Below are 15,619 nucleotides of genomic sequence, written 5' to 3'. Positions count from 1 at the left end.
GGGGGGGGGGGGCGGAGGCGGGGGGGGGCTGTGGGCCCCCGCGGCCCCCCCCCCCCCCCCCCGCGCCGCCCCCCCGGCCCTCCGGCGGGGGGCCCCGCTCCGCGTGGTCGACGGCCCCGTGGAGCTGTGACCGCCGGACACGCCTTAGGCTCGGGGCATGCACGGTCGCGACGCCCACAGTGAGGAACCGGTCCGGGTGACCGCCTGGGTCCGGGGGAAGGTCCAGCAGGTCGGGTTCCGCTGGTGGACCAGGGCACGGGCGCTGGAGACCGGCCTGACCGGCTACGCGAGCAACCTCGGGGACGGCCGGGTGCAGGTGGTCGCCGAGGGACTGGCCGCCGACTGCGAGCTGCTGCTGGACCTGCTGCGCGGCCCGGGAACCCCGGGCGAGGTCAGCGGCGTCACCGAGATCTGGACGGCCGTGGGCCCCGGCTACGAGGGCTTCGAGATCCGCTGAGCCCGGCCACACCCGCGCGGGCCGGAACTGATCGGCAACTGCCGGTGTCATGCGGTTGCCATTCGGGCAGACTCGTGGTTGACTCCGCATCGAACGATGATCCACGAGCAGCTGGTGGACCCGGCCCGAGGCCCCCAGGCGTGACGACACCGCCAGGCAGGTGACAGGGTCGCGGTAGCGTGCGGTGATCGTGTTGACCCTTTCCGTCTTTGGTGAGACGCTGGAAACCCGCGCACACGACCGCGTTTTCCCGGCAGGCGTCTGCCCTCGTGAGCCCAGCTCACGATGGTTGTGCCGTAAGTGCCCAGCCAGCACTACCGGTGACGCGCCGCGCGTGCGTCCCCCTTCCCCCTAGACCTGTACCGTTCCGGTTCGGTCACTCAGCGTGGAGGACCATTCATCATGGCAAAGGCGCTTCTCGGGTACGTCGGCGGCCCCGACCCGCGAATGCTCTCCGAGATGCGACGGCTTCAGCAGCGCGTCCAGGACCTTGAATCCGAGCTCCTTCGGATGCAGGCCGAGAACGACGCGCTCGCCGCTGTCGCTGACGGGCACTCGCTGCTCAACAGCATCGATCTGGATCAGCGGGAGCCGGCTCTCACCTGAGTCCCGCCCGGTCCTCGCAGATCGACGCCGCTGTGCACTGAGCCGCTCCGAAAGGGACGCAGCTTGCAAGGGACGCCCGGTTGTGGCGTCCCTTCGTCGTGTCCGGGCCCGGGACGCACGGCCCGCCGGGGATACAGTCGCCGTTGACGACAGGCCCCGGGCCCTGGCGAGCGACGAGGAGACCGGCCGCGTGCACCTGAAGAGTCTGACGCTGCGCGGGTTCAAGTCCTTCGCCTCCAGCACCACCCTGCGCTTCGAGCCCGGCATCACCTGCGTGGTCGGCCCGAACGGCTCCGGCAAGTCGAACGTCGTCGACGCGCTGTCCTGGGTGATGGGGGAGCAGGGCGCCAAATCGCTGCGCGGCGGCAAGATGGAGGACGTCATCTTCGCCGGGACCAGCGGGCGCGCCCCGCTCGGCCGGGCCGAGGTCAGCCTCACCATCGACAACACCGACGGCGCCCTGCCGATCGACTACTCCGAGGTGACCATCACCCGGACCATGTTCCGCAACGGCGGCAGCGAGTACGCGCTCAACGGCGAGACCTGCCGCCTGCTGGACATCCAGGAGCTCCTCTCCGACTCCGGCATCGGCCGCGAGATGCACGTCATCGTCGGCCAGGGCCAGCTGGACTCCGTCCTGCACGCCGACCCGATGGGCCGCCGCGCCTTCATCGAGGAGGCGGCCGGCGTCCTCAAACACCGCAAGCGCAAGGAGAAGGCGCTGCGGAAGCTGGACGCGATGCAGGTCAACCTCAACCGCGTCCAGGACCTGGTGGCAGAACTGCGCCGCCAGCTCGGACCGCTCGGCCGGCAGGCCAGGATCGCCCGCCGCGCCGCCGGCATCCAGGCCGACCTGCGCGACGCCCGGCTGCGGCTGCTCGCCGACGACCTGCTGGCCCTCCGGCAGGCCGTCGAGGCCGAGATCGCCGACGAGCTGGCACTGCGGCTGCGCCGCACCACCGTCGAGCAGGAACTGGCCGGTGTCGTCCAGCGCGAGGCCGTGCTGGAGGCGCAGGTCCAGCAGCTCGGCCCGAGCCTGGAGGCCGCCCGGCAGACCTGGTACCGGCTCTCCGCCCTAGCTGAGCGCACCCGCGGCACCATCGGACTGGCCGAGGCCCGCGCCCGGCACGCCGCCGCGGGCGGGCAGGCCGAGGAGCGGCGCGGCCGCGATCCCGAGGAACTGGAACGGGAGGCCGCGCGGGTCCGCGAGGACGAGGCCGCGCTGGCCGAGGCGCTGGAGGAGGCGCAGTACGCGCTGGCCGAGGCGGTCGAACGCAGGAGCGAACTGGAGCGCGGGCTGGCCACCGAGGAGCGTCGCCTGCGGGACGCCGCCCGGGCCATCGCGGACCGCCGGGAGGGCCTGGCCCGGTTGCAGGGGCAGGCCGCCGCCGCCCGTTCCAAGGCGGCCTCCGCCGAAGCGGAGATCGGCCGGCTGACCGAGGCCGGCGGCGAGGCGCTGCTGCGGGCCGAGGTCGCCCAGGCCGAGTACGAGGAGCTCCAGCGGCAGGTCGGCGGCCCCACCGGGGACGACGAGCAGGCCGAGGCCGCCCACCAGGAAGCCCGGGAGCGGCTCGCCGCCGTCGAACGCGACCTCGCCGCCGCCCGGGAGGCGGCCGGCGCCGCCGAGCGCGAACGGGCCGGGCTCACCGCGCGGCACGAGGCGCTCTCCCTCGGACTGCGCCGCAAGGACGGCACCGGCGCCCTGCTCGACGCGGGGGAGCGGCTGAGCGGACTGCGCGGCCCCGCGGCCGCGCTGCTGCGGATCGCCCCCGGGTACGAGGTGCCGGTGGCGGCGGCGCTCGGCGCGGCCGCCGACGCGGTCGCCGTCGACTCGCCCGGCACCGCCGCCGAGGCGCTGCGGCTGCTGCGCGCCGAGGACGCCGGCCGGGCCGCGCTGCTGATCGAGGGTGCCGGCCGGGCCGCGCTGCCGATCGCGGGTGCCGGTGAACCGCTCGCCGGCGTCGGGGAGTTGCCGGACGGAGCCCGCTGGGCCGCCGAACTCGTCGACGGGCCGGCCGGGTTGGTCGGCGCCGCGCGGGGCCTGCTGGCCCGGGTGGCGGTCGTCGACACCCTCGACGAGGCGCTGCGGCTGGTCGCCGACCACCCCGGGCTGACCGCCGTCACCGCCGCCGGGGACCGGCTCGGCGCCGACTTCGCGCAGGGCGGCTCCGACGGTGTGCCGAGCCTGCTGGAGATTCGGGCGGCGGTCGAGGAGGCCGCCCGGGCGATCGCCGAACTCACCCTCCGTTGCGCCGAGTCGGCCGTACACCTGGCCGAACTCGCCGAGCAGCGACGGGAGTCGGCCGCCTTCGTGGAGCAACTCGCCGAGCAGCGGCGGCAGCAGGAGAAGGAGCGCGCCCAGGTCGCGGGCGCGCTCGGCCGCCTCGGCGGGCAGGCCAGGGCCGCCGCCGGCGAGGCCGAGCGGCTGTCCGCCGCCGCCGCGCGGGCCGACCAGGGCCTGGCGGAACTCCTCGCCACCGCAGAGGAGTTGGCCGAACGCCTGGCCGCGGCCGAGGACTCGGAGGACGCCGGGGAGGACGAGCCGGACACCGCCGAGCAGCAGCGGCTGGCCGAGGCCGCCACCGGCTCCCGGCAGGCCGAGCTGGAGGCCAGGCTCGCGGTGCGCACCCACGAGGAGCGGGTCCGCGCGCTCGCCGGCCGGGCGGACCAGCTGGACCGGGCCGCCCGCGCCGAGCGCGAGACGCGCGCCCGGGCCGCCGAGCGCCGCCGACGCGCCGAGCACGACGCCGGGGTGGCGAACGCCGTCGCGGCGGGCGCCCGGCAGCTGCTGGCCTGCCTGGAGGTGTCGCTGTCCCGCGCGGACGCCGGGCGGGCGGCGGTCGAGCAGGCGCGCGTCGAACGCGAGACCGAACTGCGGGCGCACCGCGAGCACGGCCGCGGCCTCAAGGAGGAACTGGACAAACTGGTCGACGCCGGCCACCGGGACGAGGTGCTGCGGGCCGAGAAGCGGCTGCGGATCGAGCAGTTGGAGGCCCGGGCGCTGGAGGAGTTCGGCATCGACGGCGGCGAACTGCTCGCCGCCTACGGGCCGGACCAGCCCGTCCCGCCGTCGACCCCGGAAGAGGGAGGGGAACCGGGGGAGCCGCGCCCGTACGACCGGGCCGAGCAGGAGAAGCGGCTCAGGGCGGCCGAGAAGGCGTACCAGCAACTGGGCAAGGTCAACCCGCTGGCGCTGGAGGAGTTCGCGGCGCTGGAGGAGCGCCACCAGTTCCTCGGGGAACAACTGGACGACCTCAAGCGCAGCCGGCGCGACCTGCTGGACATCGTCCGGGAGGTGGACGAGCGGGTCGAGCAGCTGTTCGCCTCGGCCTACCACGACACCGCCGCCCAGTTCGAGGGCGTCTTCGCCCGGCTGTTCCCCGGCGGCGAGGGGCGGCTGGTGCTGACCGATCCCGACCACATGCTCACCACCGGCGTCGAGGTGGAGGCCCGCCCACCGGGCAAGAAGGTCAAGCGGCTGTCGCTGCTGTCCGGCGGCGAGCGCTCGCTGACCGCGGTGGCACTGCTGGTGGCGATCTTCAAGGCCAGGCCCAGCCCGTTCTACGTGATGGACGAGGTGGAGGCGGCGCTCGACGAGACCAACCTGCGCCGGCTGGTCGGGATCATGGAGGAGCTGCGGGAGAGCTCCCAGCTGATCGTGATCACCCACCAGAAGCTGACCATGGAGTCCGCGGACGCCCTCTACGGCGTGACCATGAAGGGCGACGGCATCTCACAGGTGATCAGCCAGCGGCTGCGCGTCGGGGCATCTCCCGGCCGCCGGTCCGGGGGAGGACGCCGGGAGCGGCCGGAGGCCGTCCGTACCGCATCGGCGTAGGGCGGCTGCGGTCCATCCGGGCTCCGGTCGCGGATACTGGAGCAGTTATGGAATACGTGATCCTTGCCGTAGTCATCGCCGTGGTCGCCATCGGCGCGATCGCCGGCCTCGTCGTTTCCGGCAGACGACGCCAGCAACTGCCCCCGAAGTCGCAGTCGCCGGTCATCACGGCGCCGCCGACCACCCCGCAGGAGCCCCAGGTCGGCGAGGAGGCCGCGCCGCCGACCGAGGAGCCCCGCCGCACCATCGAGGAGGTGCAGCTCCCCGAGACCGAGGCTCCGACCGAAGCCTCGACCGGAGCCCCGGCCACGGCCCCGACCGAGGTCGAGGTCGAGGCCGCCGAGGCCGAGACGGCACCCGCCGTCGAGGTCCCCGAGCCCACCGCGGGCCGGCTGGTCCGGCTGCGCTCCCGGCTCTCCCGCTCGCAGAACTCGCTCGGCAAGGGCCTGCTCTCGCTGCTCTCCCGTGAGCACCTGGACGAGGACACCTGGGAGGAGATCGAGGAGACCCTGCTGACCGCCGACGTCGGCGTGGCCCCCACCCAGGAGCTGGTCGAGCGGCTGCGCACCCGGGTGAAGGTGCTCGGCACCCGGACGCCCGATGAACTGCGCGCCCTGCTGCGCGAGGAGCTCGTCGAGCTGATCGGCAAGGACGCCGACCGCACCGTCCGCTCCACCAAGCACGCGGAGGGGCCGGCCGTGGTCCTGGTGGTCGGCGTCAACGGCGTCGGCAAGACCACCACCACCGGCAAGCTCGCCCGCGTCCTGGTCGCCGACGGCCGCAAGGTGGTGCTCGGCGCCGCCGACACCTTCCGGGCCGCCGCCGCCGACCAGCTGCAGACCTGGGGCGAGCGGGTCGGTGCACGCACCGTGCGCGGACCGGAGGGCGGTGACCCGGCCTCGATCGCGTTCGACGCGGTCAAGGAGGGCATCGCCGAGGGCGCCGACACCGTGCTGGTGGACACCGCCGGCCGACTGCACACCAAGACCGGCCTGATGGACGAGCTGGGCAAGGTCAAGCGGGTCGTCGAGAAGCACGGCCCGGTGGACGAGGTGCTGCTGGTGCTGGACGCCACCACCGGCCAGAACGGCCTGATCCAGGCCCGGGTGTTCGCCGAGGTGGTCGACATCACCGGCATCGTGCTGACCAAGCTGGACGGCACCGCCAAGGGCGGCATCGTGGTCGCGGTCCAGCGCGACCTGGGCGTGCCGGTCAAGCTGGTCGGCCTGGGCGAGGGTGCGGACGACCTGGCGCCGTTCGAGCCGGGCGCGTTCGTGGACGCGCTGATCGGGGACTGAGGCCCCGTACGCACGAAGGGTCCGCTCCGCGAGGGGCGGGCCCTTTCGCGTTGCCGCCCGGGACCGGAGGAGCGTGCCGGGGCGGAGGAGCGTGCTGAGCTGGAGGGGCGCACGCCGAGGCGTGTGGGGCGGGTGGGGCGCGCTGAGGCCTACGAGGCGAGCCAGGCGGGTTCGGCGGTGCGCTCGCGGCCGCGGTGGCAGGCGTAGGCGAGGGTGCCGAGCAGCAGCCGGGCCTCGGGCGGGCAGCCGGCGTTGTCGCGGGTGGGGCGGCGCAGCCAGCGGACCGGGCCGAGCGCGCCGAGCACGGTGGGCGGGGCGGCGACGTAGCTGCCCTCGCCGTGGCAGGTGAGGTCGAGCGCGGCGTCGTCCCAGCCCATCCGGTAGAGCAGGTCGGGCAGCCGGCGGGCGGCGCCGGCGGCGACCAGGAACTGCAGCCGGCCGGTGGGTGCGGCGAGCACCGGGCCGACCTGGGTGCCCATCCGCTCCAGCCGGACCAGCGCCTGCAGTCCGGCCTGCTCGGGGACGTCCAGGACGTCGAAGGCGCGGCCGGTGGGGAACAGCACCGAGCCCCCGGCGCGCGCCTCCCGGGACCGGTCCTCGCCGCCGGGTACGGGATGCAGGCCGGGCGCGGCGCAGCGGTCGGAGCCGCAGGGACAGCGGGTCGGGGCGGTGGCGGAGCCGGCCGGGGCGCCGGTGGCGACCGTCCAGCCCCAGCGGCCGGTGTACTCCGCGGCGGCTTGGGACGCGGTGACCTTGGTGCGGCGGCGCGCGCCCAGCGGCGTCAACCGCAGGTGTCCCAGTCGAAGTTCGCCGAACAGGTTGTCCATGCCTCCCCCAACAGGTTCCCGTCGCCGATGGTTACGGGATGGTGACTGTGTGTTGATTGTCCGTTGCGTGGTGCGTTGTGCGGTGGCGGCGTGCAGCGCCCGGTGTGCGCCTGTCGTGGTGGTGCGCCTCGAGCGCCGCCTTGTGGCTGGCGGCACCGATGCCGGATCGTGGGGTGGGCGAGGCGGCCGCCGATCAGGGTGGGCGGCGAACTCGCCTGTGACTGCGGTGGGTTGCCGGGGCTGCCGGGTTTCGCCGGTGGCCTTGGCGGCCCGCATATGCCGGGCCGTCGGACCTACCTAGTGAAGCGCGTGGGCCGTGGCTTCGGTTCACTCGTGGGGGTGGCGAAAGGTGGCGTTTCGCCAGGGCCGCTCCCGTGGGCGCCGCGCGGGGCATTACGTTCAGCACACGGACGTCTTCGTGGAATCGACTCCGGTCCTCCAGGGCGCGGGAGTTGGGAACCTGACGGTCCGTCCGTAACGATGGCACGCCAGTGCGAGAGCGTGGTACGGCAACACCTCAGGCACGGCACGTCTGGCAAGGGCCCGAAACCGTCGGGCGTCACGATCGGGGCCCCGAGGGGGCCGGGCGGGATGGGGACGTTCCCATGGCAGAGAAGCAACCCAACGAGAAGCTGACCACCTGGTTCGCCCGCAGCGGCTGGTCCAAGGGCGAGCTGGCCCGCCAGGTCAACCGCCGGGCCCGGCAGATCGGCGCCCACCACGTGTCCACCGACACCTCGCGGGTGCGCCGCTGGCTCGACGGCGAACAGCCCCGCGAGCCGATTCCCAAGATCATGTCGGAGCTCTTCTCCGAGCGCTTCGGCTCGGTGGTCTCGATCGAGGACCTCGGCCTGCGCGCCGCGATCCCGGTCTCCACCGTGGGCGGCGGCGTCGACCTGCCGTGGAGCGCGCCGCAGACCGTCCAGCTGATCAGCGACTACTCCCGCAGCGACCTGATGCTCAACCGCCGGGGCTTCCTCGGCACCTCGCTCGCGCTGACCGCCGGCGCCGCGCTGATCGAGCCCATGCAGCGCTGGCTCACCCCCGGCCCGACCGGCGCCCCCACCCCGATCCTCGCCGCGGCCAACGGCGGCGACCCGTTCACCGGCCGGCTGTCCGAGCCCGAGCTCGAACTGCTGGAGCAGACCACGGTCATGTTCCGGCAGTGGGACGCGCAGAACGGCGGCGGGCTGCGCCGCAAGGCCGTCGTCGGCCAGCTCCACGAGGTCACCGACCTGCTCCAGGAGACGTACAACGAGAACACCACCCGGCGGCTGTTCCGGCTCACCGCCGAACTCGCCCACCTGGCCGGGTGGATGTCGTACGACGTCGGGATGCACCCGAGCGCGCAGAAGTACTACGTGCTGGCCCTGCACGCCGCCAAGGAGGCCGGGGACCGCCCGTTCGGCGCACTCATCCTCACCGACATGAGCCGCCAGATGATCCACCTCAACCGGGGCGAGGACGCCCTGGAGCTGATCCACCTGGCGCAGTACGGCAGCCGGGACACCGCCAGCGCGCGCCAGCAGTCCCTGCTGTACGCGATGGAGGCGCGCGCCTACGCCACCATCGGCGAGGTGAACCGCTGCGCCCGGGCCGTCCGGCTGGCCGAGGACACCTTCACCGACATCCGCGAGGGGGAGGCGGAGCCGGACTGGCTGAAGTTCTTCTCGCCGGCCGAGCTGAACGCCGAGAACGCGCACTCCTTCCGCGACCTCGCGTACCACTCCGACAACGCCCAGCTGTACGCCTCGATGTCCGCGCCGGTGATGGAGCGCGCGGTCGACCTGTTCCGCCAGGACGGCGACCACGTGCGCTCGTACGCCTTCAACCTGATCGGCATGGCCAGCGTCCACCTGCTGCAGCGGGAGGCCGAGCAGGCCGCGGTGATGGCCGAGCAGGCGGTGGACATCGCCACCAAGGTGCGCTCGGAGCGGCTGAACTCCCGGGTCCGCAAGACCACCGAGGCCGCGGCTGCCCGGTTCAAGGGCGTGGACGCGGTGAGCCGGCTCAAGGAGCGCGTCGTCCAGGACATCCCCGAGTACGTCTCGGTGGTCTGAGCACCCCGAGCCCGTGGGCCGCGGACCCGGCCCGAGGACCCCGCCGACCGTGACGGCCGCCGCCGCCACGGTCGGTGGCCGTCGTGCCACCGGCCGTCCCGTTCGGCGGCACGGTAACCCGTTCGGCCCTGCGGCACGGCCGTCGTTCACGCAGGTGTAACCCGGGCGTCGCACGCGTCACGGCCGCGAAACAACGAGCCGCACTGGCCGAAACCAGCCTTCGGCACTCTCCTCTTCATCGCCGACACCCCGGGTGGCACGGGACGGGTAATCCGGGTTTGGATCGGCTTCCACGCAGAGGAGACGCCGATGCCGGACGGCTTCAGCGCGGGCGACACCGCCTTCGTGCTCATCAGTGCGGCCCTGGTCATGGTGATGACCCCGGGCCTGGCCTTCTTCTACGGGGGCATGGTCAGGGCCAAGAGCACCCTGAACATGCTGGCGATGAGCTTCCTCTCGCTCGGCATCGTCAGCGTGCTCTGGGTCCTCTACGGGTACTCGCTCAGCTTCGGACCCGACTCCTTCGCCGGTCTGATCGGCAACCTGGACTTCCTCGGGATGCGCGGCATCGGCCTGAACGACCTCACCGGGACCATCCCGGTCACCGCGTTCGCCACCTTCCAGCTGATGTTCGCGATCATCACCCCGGCGCTGATCAGCGGCGCGATCGCGGACCGGGCCAAGTTCGGCGCCTGGGGCCTGTTCATCGCGCTCTGGGTGACCGTCGTCTACTTCCCGGTCGCGCACTGGGTGTTCTTCTTCGACGGCGGCCACGGCGGCTGGCTGGGCGACCGCAACGGCGTGATCGACTTCGCCGGCGGCACGGCCGTGCACATCAACGCGGGCGTCGCCGGCCTCGCGCTCTGCCTGGTGCTGGGCAAGCGGGTCGGCTTCAAGAAGGACCCGATGCGCCCGCACAGCCTGCCGCTGGTGATGCTCGGCTCCGGGCTGCTGTGGTTCGGCTGGTTCGGCTTCAACGCGGGCTCGGCGCTGGCCGCCAACGGCGTCGCCGCGATGGCGATGGTCAACACCCAGGTCGCCACCGGTGCGGCGCTGGTCGGCTGGCTGGTCTACGAGAAGCTCAGGCACGGCGCGTTCACCACGCTGGGCGCCGCCTCCGGCGCGGTGGCCGGCCTGGTCGCGATCACCCCGGCCTGCGGCTCGGTCAGCCCGCTGGGCGCGGTGGCGATCGGCCTGATCGCCGGCGCGGTCTGCGCCGCCGCGGTCAGCCTCAAGTACCGCCTCGGCTTCGACGACTCGCTCGACGTGGTCGGCGTGCACGCGGTGGGCGGCGCGATCGGCTCGCTGCTGATCGGCCTGTTCGCCACCGGCGGGGTCGGCCAGACCGCCAAGGGTTTGTTCTACGGCGGCGGGCCGGCGCAGCTCGGCAAGCAGGCGATGGGCGTGGCCGTGGTCGCGGCGTACTCCTTCGTCCTGTCCTGGCTGCTGGCGAAGGCGATCGACAGGACGGTCGGCTTCCGGGTCGCCGAGGAGGTCGAGGTGGCCGGCATCGACCAGGCCGAACACGCCGAGTCCGCCTACGATTTCAGCGCGGTGGGCGCGGGCCTGGCGCGGGCCCTGCCGGGCCTGGTCGGTGCCGCGGCGGCCGCGAGGTCCGCGGAGAAGCCCGCCACCGGGAAGACCGCCGCCAAGGCTGCTGGGAAGGCCGCCGACAAGACCACCGCCGAGCCCGCCGAGAAGACCGAGGTCGACGCCCGATGAAGCTCATCACCGCCGTGATCAAGCCGTACCGCCTGGACGAGGTGAAGGCCGCCCTACAGGCCTTCGGGGTGCACGGCCTGACCGTCACCGAGGCCAGCGGCTACGGCCGCCAGCGCGGCCACACCGAGGTCTACCGGGGCGCCGAGTACACCGTGGACCTGGTCCCCAAGGTCAGAATCGAGGTGCTGGTCGAGGACGAGGACGCCGACGAGCTGATCGAGGTCCTGGTGAAGGCCGCCCGGACCGGCAAGATCGGCGACGGCAAGGTCTGGAGCGTCCCGGTCGACACCGCCGTCCGGGTCCGCACCGGCGAGCGCGGGCCGGACGCCCTCTGAGGGCCCTTCGCCGAGGGCCCTTCGTCGAGGGCCCCGAACCGTAGGACGCGCCGCAGGCGGGCCCGCCGCCCCCGAGGGGTGGCGGGTCCGCCGACGGCGCATCGGCGCCGGGCCGCCCGCCGGCCGCCCGCGGACCTCCCCGCGGCCGCCCGCAGGCCGTCCGGCGCCGCCCGCTCAACCGCACGACGGACGGGACCACGCCATGACCACCGAGACCAGCCCTCCCGACTACGGCGCCGCCCGGGCCGCGCTGCTCGCCGGCCCCGGCCCGGCCGGGCGGCCCCGCCGCGCGGCTCTCGCCCGGCTCACCGACGACTGGCTGGCCGGTCTGCTCGCGGCCGCCGGCGGCCCGCCCGGTGTCGCGCTGGTCGCTGTCGGCGGCTACGGGCGCGGCGAGCTGTCCCCGCGCAGCGACCTCGACGTCCTGCTGCTGCACGACGGCCGGCTCGACCCCGACCTGCCCGAGCGGATCTGGTACCCGGTCTGGGACGCGGGCGCCGCGCTCGACCACTCGGTGCGCACCGTCGCCGAGGCCCGGTCCGTCGCCGCCGCCGACCTCAAGGCCCAGCTCGGCCTGCTGGACGCCCGCCACCTCGCCGGGGACCAGGCGCTCACCGCCGCCCTGCGCTCCGCCGTGCTCACCGACTGGCGCGCGAGCGCCCCCGCGCGCCTGCCGGAGCTGCGCGACCTCGGGCGGGAGCGGGCCGAGCGGCACGGCGAGCTGTCGTTCCTGCTGGAGCCCGACCTCAAGGAGGCCCGCGGCGGCCTGCGCGACGCCGTCGCGCTCAACGCCGTCGCCGCGACCTGGCTCGCCGACGCCCCCCGGGACGGCCTGGACGCCGCCGCGCTGCGGCTCGCCGACGTCCGTGACGCGCTGCACCTGGCCACCGGCCGGGCCACCGAGCGGCTCGGCCTCCAGGACCAGGACCAGGTCGCCGAACGGCTCGGCGTGCTGGACGCCGACACCCTGCTGCGCCAGGTCTACGAGGCCGCCCGCACCATCGCCTACGCGAGTGACGTCACCTGGCGGGCGGTGGACCGGGTGCTCGCCGCCCGGTCCGGCCGGGGCCGCCGGGCTGCCCGGTCGGCCTTCCCGTTCACCGGCGCCGGGCGCGGCGCGGGCGCGGTGGCCAGGGGTACGGTCGCGCGCCGGCCGCTCGCCGAGGGCGTGGTCGAGCAGGACGGCGAGGCGGTGCTCGCCCAGGGCGCCCGCCCGGCCGCCGACCCGGTGCTGCCGCTGCGCGCCGCGGCCGCCGCCGCGCAGAACGGGCTCACCGTCTCGTACGCGACGGTGCGTCGGCTGGCCGCCGAGTGCCGCCCGCTGCCGGTGCCCTGGCCGGACGAGGCGCGCGAGCAGCTGGTCACCCTGCTGGGCGCGGGCGAGGCGGCCGTCCCGGTGTGGGAGGCGCTGGAGGCGGAGGGACTGGTCACCCGGCTGCTGCCGGACTGGGAGCGGGTGCGCTGCCGTCCGCAGCGCAACGCCGTGCACCGCTGGACGGTCGACCGGCACCTGGTGGAGACGGCGGTGCGGGCCGCGGCGATGACCCGCCGGGTGGCCCGGCCGGACCTCCTGCTGGTCGCCGCGCTGCTGCACGACATCGGCAAGGGCTGGCCCGGCGACCACAGCGAGGCCGGCGAGGTCATCGTCCGTGACATCGCCGCCCGGATGGGCTTCGGCCCCGAGGACACCGAGACCCTGGCGGTGCTGGTCCGCCACCACCTGACCCTGGTCGACACCGCGACCCGACGGGACCCGGACGACCCGGCCACCGTCGAGGCGATCACCAAGGTGGTCGGCACCGCGGCACAACTGGAGCTGCTGCACGTGCTCACCGAGGCGGACGCGCTGGCCACCGGCCCGGCCGCGTGGAGCGGCTGGCGGGCCTCGCTGGTGGACGGCCTGGCGGCCCGGGTCGCCGCCCGGCTGGCCGGCGCCTACGCCGCGCCCGTGGAGGCCGCGCCGACCGCCGCGCAGGAGCGGCTCGCGGTGGAGGCCGCCCGGACCGGCGGGCCCGCCCTGTCGCTGCTGGCGCAGTCCGAGGGGGCGGACCCGGGCGCCGAGCCGATGGGCGTCGAGCTGACCCTGGCCGTCCCGGACCGGCCCGGACTGCTCGGCACCGTCGCCGGGGTGCTCGCGCTGCACCGGCTGGCCGTCCGCTCGGCCGGCCTGCGCGAGCTGGACCCGATCGGCGCCGGCCCGGTGCTGCTGCTGTCCTGGCGGGTGGCCGCCGAGTTCGGCGAGCTGCCGGAGGCCGCCCGGCTGCGGGCCGACCTGCGCCGGGCGCTGGACGGCTCGCTGGACGTCTCGCGCCGGCTGGCCGAGCGGGACGCCGCCGCCCCGCGCCGCCGGGGCATCCCCACCCCGCCGCCGGTGGTCGCGGTGGCGCCCGCGGTGGCCTCGGCGACCGCGACCGTCCTGGAGGTCCGCGCGCACGACGCCCCGGGGCTGCTGCACCGGATCGGCCGGGCGCTGGACGGGGCGGGCGTGCGGGTGCGGACGGCGCACGTCTCGACGCTGGGCGCGGAGGCCGTCGACTCCTTCTACCTGACCGACGGGGCGGGCCGGCCGCTCGCCGCCGGGCGGGCGGGGGAGGTGGCGGCGGCGGTCCGGGCGGCGCTGGGCTGAGTCGCGCCGGGGCCCGCCGGATTCCGCCGGGGTCGGTCCGCCGGGGTCCGCCGACGCCTGCCGAGGTCCGTTCCAAGGCCTGTTCCGAGGCCCGTTCCGAGGTCGTGGCAACCCGGGTGGAGACCATACCCGGGGCGGCCGGATACCCTGGTGGGCGACGACCGTACCGATACCGATGCCGCAGAGGACCCGCGACGACGTGTTCGACACTCTTTCCGATCGCCTCGCAGCGACGTTCAAGAACCTCCGGGGCAAGGGCCGCCTGAGCGAGGCGGACATCGAGGCCACCGCCCGCGAGATCCGCATCGCGCTGCTGGAGGCGGACGTCGCGCTGCCGGTCGTGCGGGCCTTCATCAAGCAGGTCAAGGAGCGGGCGGCCGGCGCCGAGGTCTCGGGCGCGCTCAACCCCGCGCAGCAGATCATCAAGATCGTCAACGAGGAGCTCATCGCGATCCTCGGCGGCGAGACCCGCCGGGTCCGGTTCGCGAAGAGCGGCCCGACGGTGATCATGCTCGCCGGTCTGCAGGGTGCCGGTAAGACCACCCTCGCGGGCAAGCTCGGCCACTGGCTGAAGAGCCAGAAGCACACCCCGCTGCTGGTCGCCTGCGACCTCCAGCGGCCCAACGCCGTCAACCAGCTCCAGGTGGTCGCCGAGCGCGCCGGTGTGGCCTTCTACGGCCCGCAGCCGGGCAACGGCGTCGGCGACCCGGTGCAGGTGGCCAAGGACTCGATCGAGTACGCCAAGCAGAAGCAGTACGACGTCGTCGTCGTCGACACCGCCGGACGCCTGGGCATCGACGCCGAGCTGATGCAGCAGGCCGCGGACATCCGCGCCGCGGTCAACCCGGACGAGGTCCTGTTCGTCGTCGACGCGATGATCGGCCAGGACGCGGTCACCACCGCGCAGGCCTTCCTCGACGGCGTCGACTTCACCGGTGTCGTGCTCTCCAAGCTCGACGGCGACGCCCGCGGCGGTGCCGCCCTGTCGGTCGCGCACGTCACCGGCCGGCAGATCATGTTCGCCTCCAACGGCGAGAAGGTCGACGACTTCGACGCCTTCCACCCCGACCGGATGGCCTCGCGCATCCTCGGCATGGGTGACGTCCTCTCGCTGATCGAGAAGGCCGAGCAGACCTTCTCGCAGGAGGAGGCCGAGAAGATCGCCGCCAAGCTGCGCGGCGGTCCGAAGGCGTTCACTCTGGACGACTTCCTGTCGCAGCTGGAGCAGGTCCAGAAGATGGGCTCGATCTCCAAGCTGCTGGGGATGCTGCCCGGGATGGGTCAGATCCGCGACCAGATCAACAACATCGACGACAAGGACGTCAACCGGGTCGGCGCGATCATCAAGTCGATGACCCCGGCCGAGCGCGCCGAGCCGGAGCTGATCAACGGCTCCCGCCGGGCCCGCATCGCCAAGGGCTCGGGTGTCCAGGTCGGCGAGGTGAAGAACCTGGTCGAGCGGTTCTTCGACGCCCGCAAGATGATGTCCGCGATGGCCTCCGGCAAGGGCGTGCCCGGTATGCCGGGGATCCCGGGCATGGGCGGCGGCGCCAAGAAGTCCGGCAAGAAGGCCCCGCAGGCCAAGGGCAAGCGCAAGAGCGGCAACCCGCTCAAGCGGGCGCAGGAGGAGGCCGCGGCCGCCCAGCGCCGCGCGCTCGGCCCGGGCGGCGACCAGGACCCGGCCGGCGGCGGCGCGATCGGCCTCGGCGCGGGCAAGGGCCCGGCCGACTTCGAGCTGCCCAAGGAGTTCAAGGACCTGCTGTAGACCCGTCCCTCGTTGGGACCGCCCCCCCGCCCCGGTAATACCGGGGGGGGGGCCCGGCCCAACACCCAGAATTTGGGGTTAGGGT

The 15,619-nt window shown here is 74.4% G+C and carries 10 protein-coding genes; 9 read left to right on the top strand and 1 reads right to left on the bottom strand.

All coding sequences use genetic code 11. From position 1 onward, the window contains the following. The first annotated feature begins 157 nt into the window (after positions 1-157). The 4 genes from ACFV6I_RS20010 to ftsY all read left to right on the top strand — a co-directional run bounded on the left by ACFV6I_RS20010 (position 158) and on the right by ftsY (position 6,199). Entirely contained in the window at positions 158-457 is a 300-nt protein-coding gene (locus ACFV6I_RS20010; RefSeq protein ID WP_063347690.1) for an acylphosphatase, read from the top strand. A 402-nt stretch (positions 458-859) separates the two neighbouring features. Continuing rightward, positions 860-1,063, top strand: a complete 204-nt coding sequence (locus ACFV6I_RS20005) for a hypothetical protein (protein WP_063347689.1) — start codon at positions 860-862, stop codon at positions 1,061-1,063. 190 nt (positions 1,064-1,253) lie between these two features. Continuing rightward, on the top strand, positions 1,254-4,901 hold the full coding sequence (gene smc, locus ACFV6I_RS20000; protein ID WP_380426686.1) for a chromosome segregation protein SMC: 3,648 nt from the start codon (positions 1,254-1,256) through the stop codon (positions 4,899-4,901). A gap of 47 nt (positions 4,902-4,948) precedes the next feature. Next, positions 4,949-6,199, top strand: coding sequence for a signal recognition particle-docking protein FtsY (gene ftsY, locus ACFV6I_RS19995; RefSeq protein WP_380426684.1), 1,251 nt, complete (start codon positions 4,949-4,951; stop codon positions 6,197-6,199). Between the two features lie 149 nt (positions 6,200-6,348). On the opposite strand, the gene ACFV6I_RS19990 is transcribed toward ftsY, so the two are convergent. After that, positions 6,349-7,026, bottom strand: coding sequence for a bifunctional DNA primase/polymerase (locus ACFV6I_RS19990; RefSeq protein WP_063347686.1), 678 nt, complete (start codon positions 7,024-7,026; stop codon positions 6,349-6,351). Positions 7,027-7,631: 605 nt separating this feature from the next. On the opposite strand from ACFV6I_RS19990, the gene ACFV6I_RS19985 reads away from it, so the two are divergent. The 5 genes from ACFV6I_RS19985 (at position 7,632) to ffh (ending at position 15,534) form a co-directional block, all read left to right on the top strand. Beyond that, complete coding sequence (locus tag ACFV6I_RS19985) at positions 7,632-9,086, top strand: hypothetical protein (RefSeq protein ID WP_363375923.1); 1,455 nt, start codon at positions 7,632-7,634, stop codon at positions 9,084-9,086. A 309-nt stretch (positions 9,087-9,395) separates the two neighbouring features. Beyond that, complete coding sequence (locus tag ACFV6I_RS19980) at positions 9,396-10,808, top strand: ammonium transporter (RefSeq protein ID WP_380376637.1); 1,413 nt, start codon at positions 9,396-9,398, stop codon at positions 10,806-10,808. Continuing rightward, positions 10,805-11,143, top strand: a complete 339-nt coding sequence (locus ACFV6I_RS19975; protein WP_063347683.1) for a P-II family nitrogen regulator — start codon at positions 10,805-10,807, stop codon at positions 11,141-11,143. The genes ACFV6I_RS19980 and ACFV6I_RS19975 overlap by 4 nt, the downstream gene beginning before the upstream one ends. Positions 11,144-11,345: 202 nt before the next feature. Then, positions 11,346-13,769: a [protein-PII] uridylyltransferase gene (locus ACFV6I_RS19970; protein WP_380426681.1), complete on the top strand. Its 2,424-nt coding sequence runs from the start codon at positions 11,346-11,348 to the stop codon at positions 13,767-13,769. Positions 13,770-13,968: 199 nt separating this feature from the next. After that, positions 13,969-15,534, top strand: a complete 1,566-nt coding sequence (ffh, locus tag ACFV6I_RS19965) for a signal recognition particle protein (RefSeq protein ID WP_380426692.1) — start codon at positions 13,969-13,971, stop codon at positions 15,532-15,534. The last annotated feature ends 85 nt before the right edge of the window (positions 15,535-15,619 follow it).

This window comes from Kitasatospora sp. NPDC059803, assembly GCF_042732255.1.
Lineage (GTDB): Bacteria > Actinomycetota > Actinomycetes > Streptomycetales > Streptomycetaceae > Kitasatospora.
Note: the sequence above shows the minus strand (reverse complement) of the source record. Positions and strands in the feature narration are given on the sequence as shown.

Excerpts from the sequence above, each read along its gene's own strand:
- ACFV6I_RS20005 (WP_063347689.1), top strand. The coding sequence starts at position 860 with ATGGCAAAGGCGCTTCTCGGGTACGTCGGCGGCCCCGACCCGCGAATG.
- ACFV6I_RS19985 (WP_363375923.1), top strand. The coding sequence starts at position 7,632 with ATGGCAGAGAAGCAACCCAACGAGAAGCTGACCACCTGGTTCGCCCGC.
- ACFV6I_RS19990 (WP_063347686.1), bottom strand. The coding sequence starts at position 7,026 with ATGGACAACCTGTTCGGCGAACTTCGACTGGGACACCTGCGGTTGACG.
- ACFV6I_RS19970 (WP_380426681.1), top strand. The coding sequence starts at position 11,346 with ATGACCACCGAGACCAGCCCTCCCGACTACGGCGCCGCCCGGGCCGCG.
- ACFV6I_RS20010 (WP_063347690.1), top strand. The coding sequence starts at position 158 with ATGCACGGTCGCGACGCCCACAGTGAGGAACCGGTCCGGGTGACCGCC.
- ACFV6I_RS19975 (WP_063347683.1), top strand. The coding sequence starts at position 10,805 with ATGAAGCTCATCACCGCCGTGATCAAGCCGTACCGCCTGGACGAGGTG.
- ACFV6I_RS19980 (WP_380376637.1), top strand. The coding sequence starts at position 9,396 with ATGCCGGACGGCTTCAGCGCGGGCGACACCGCCTTCGTGCTCATCAGT.
- ftsY (WP_380426684.1), top strand. The coding sequence starts at position 4,949 with ATGGAATACGTGATCCTTGCCGTAGTCATCGCCGTGGTCGCCATCGGC.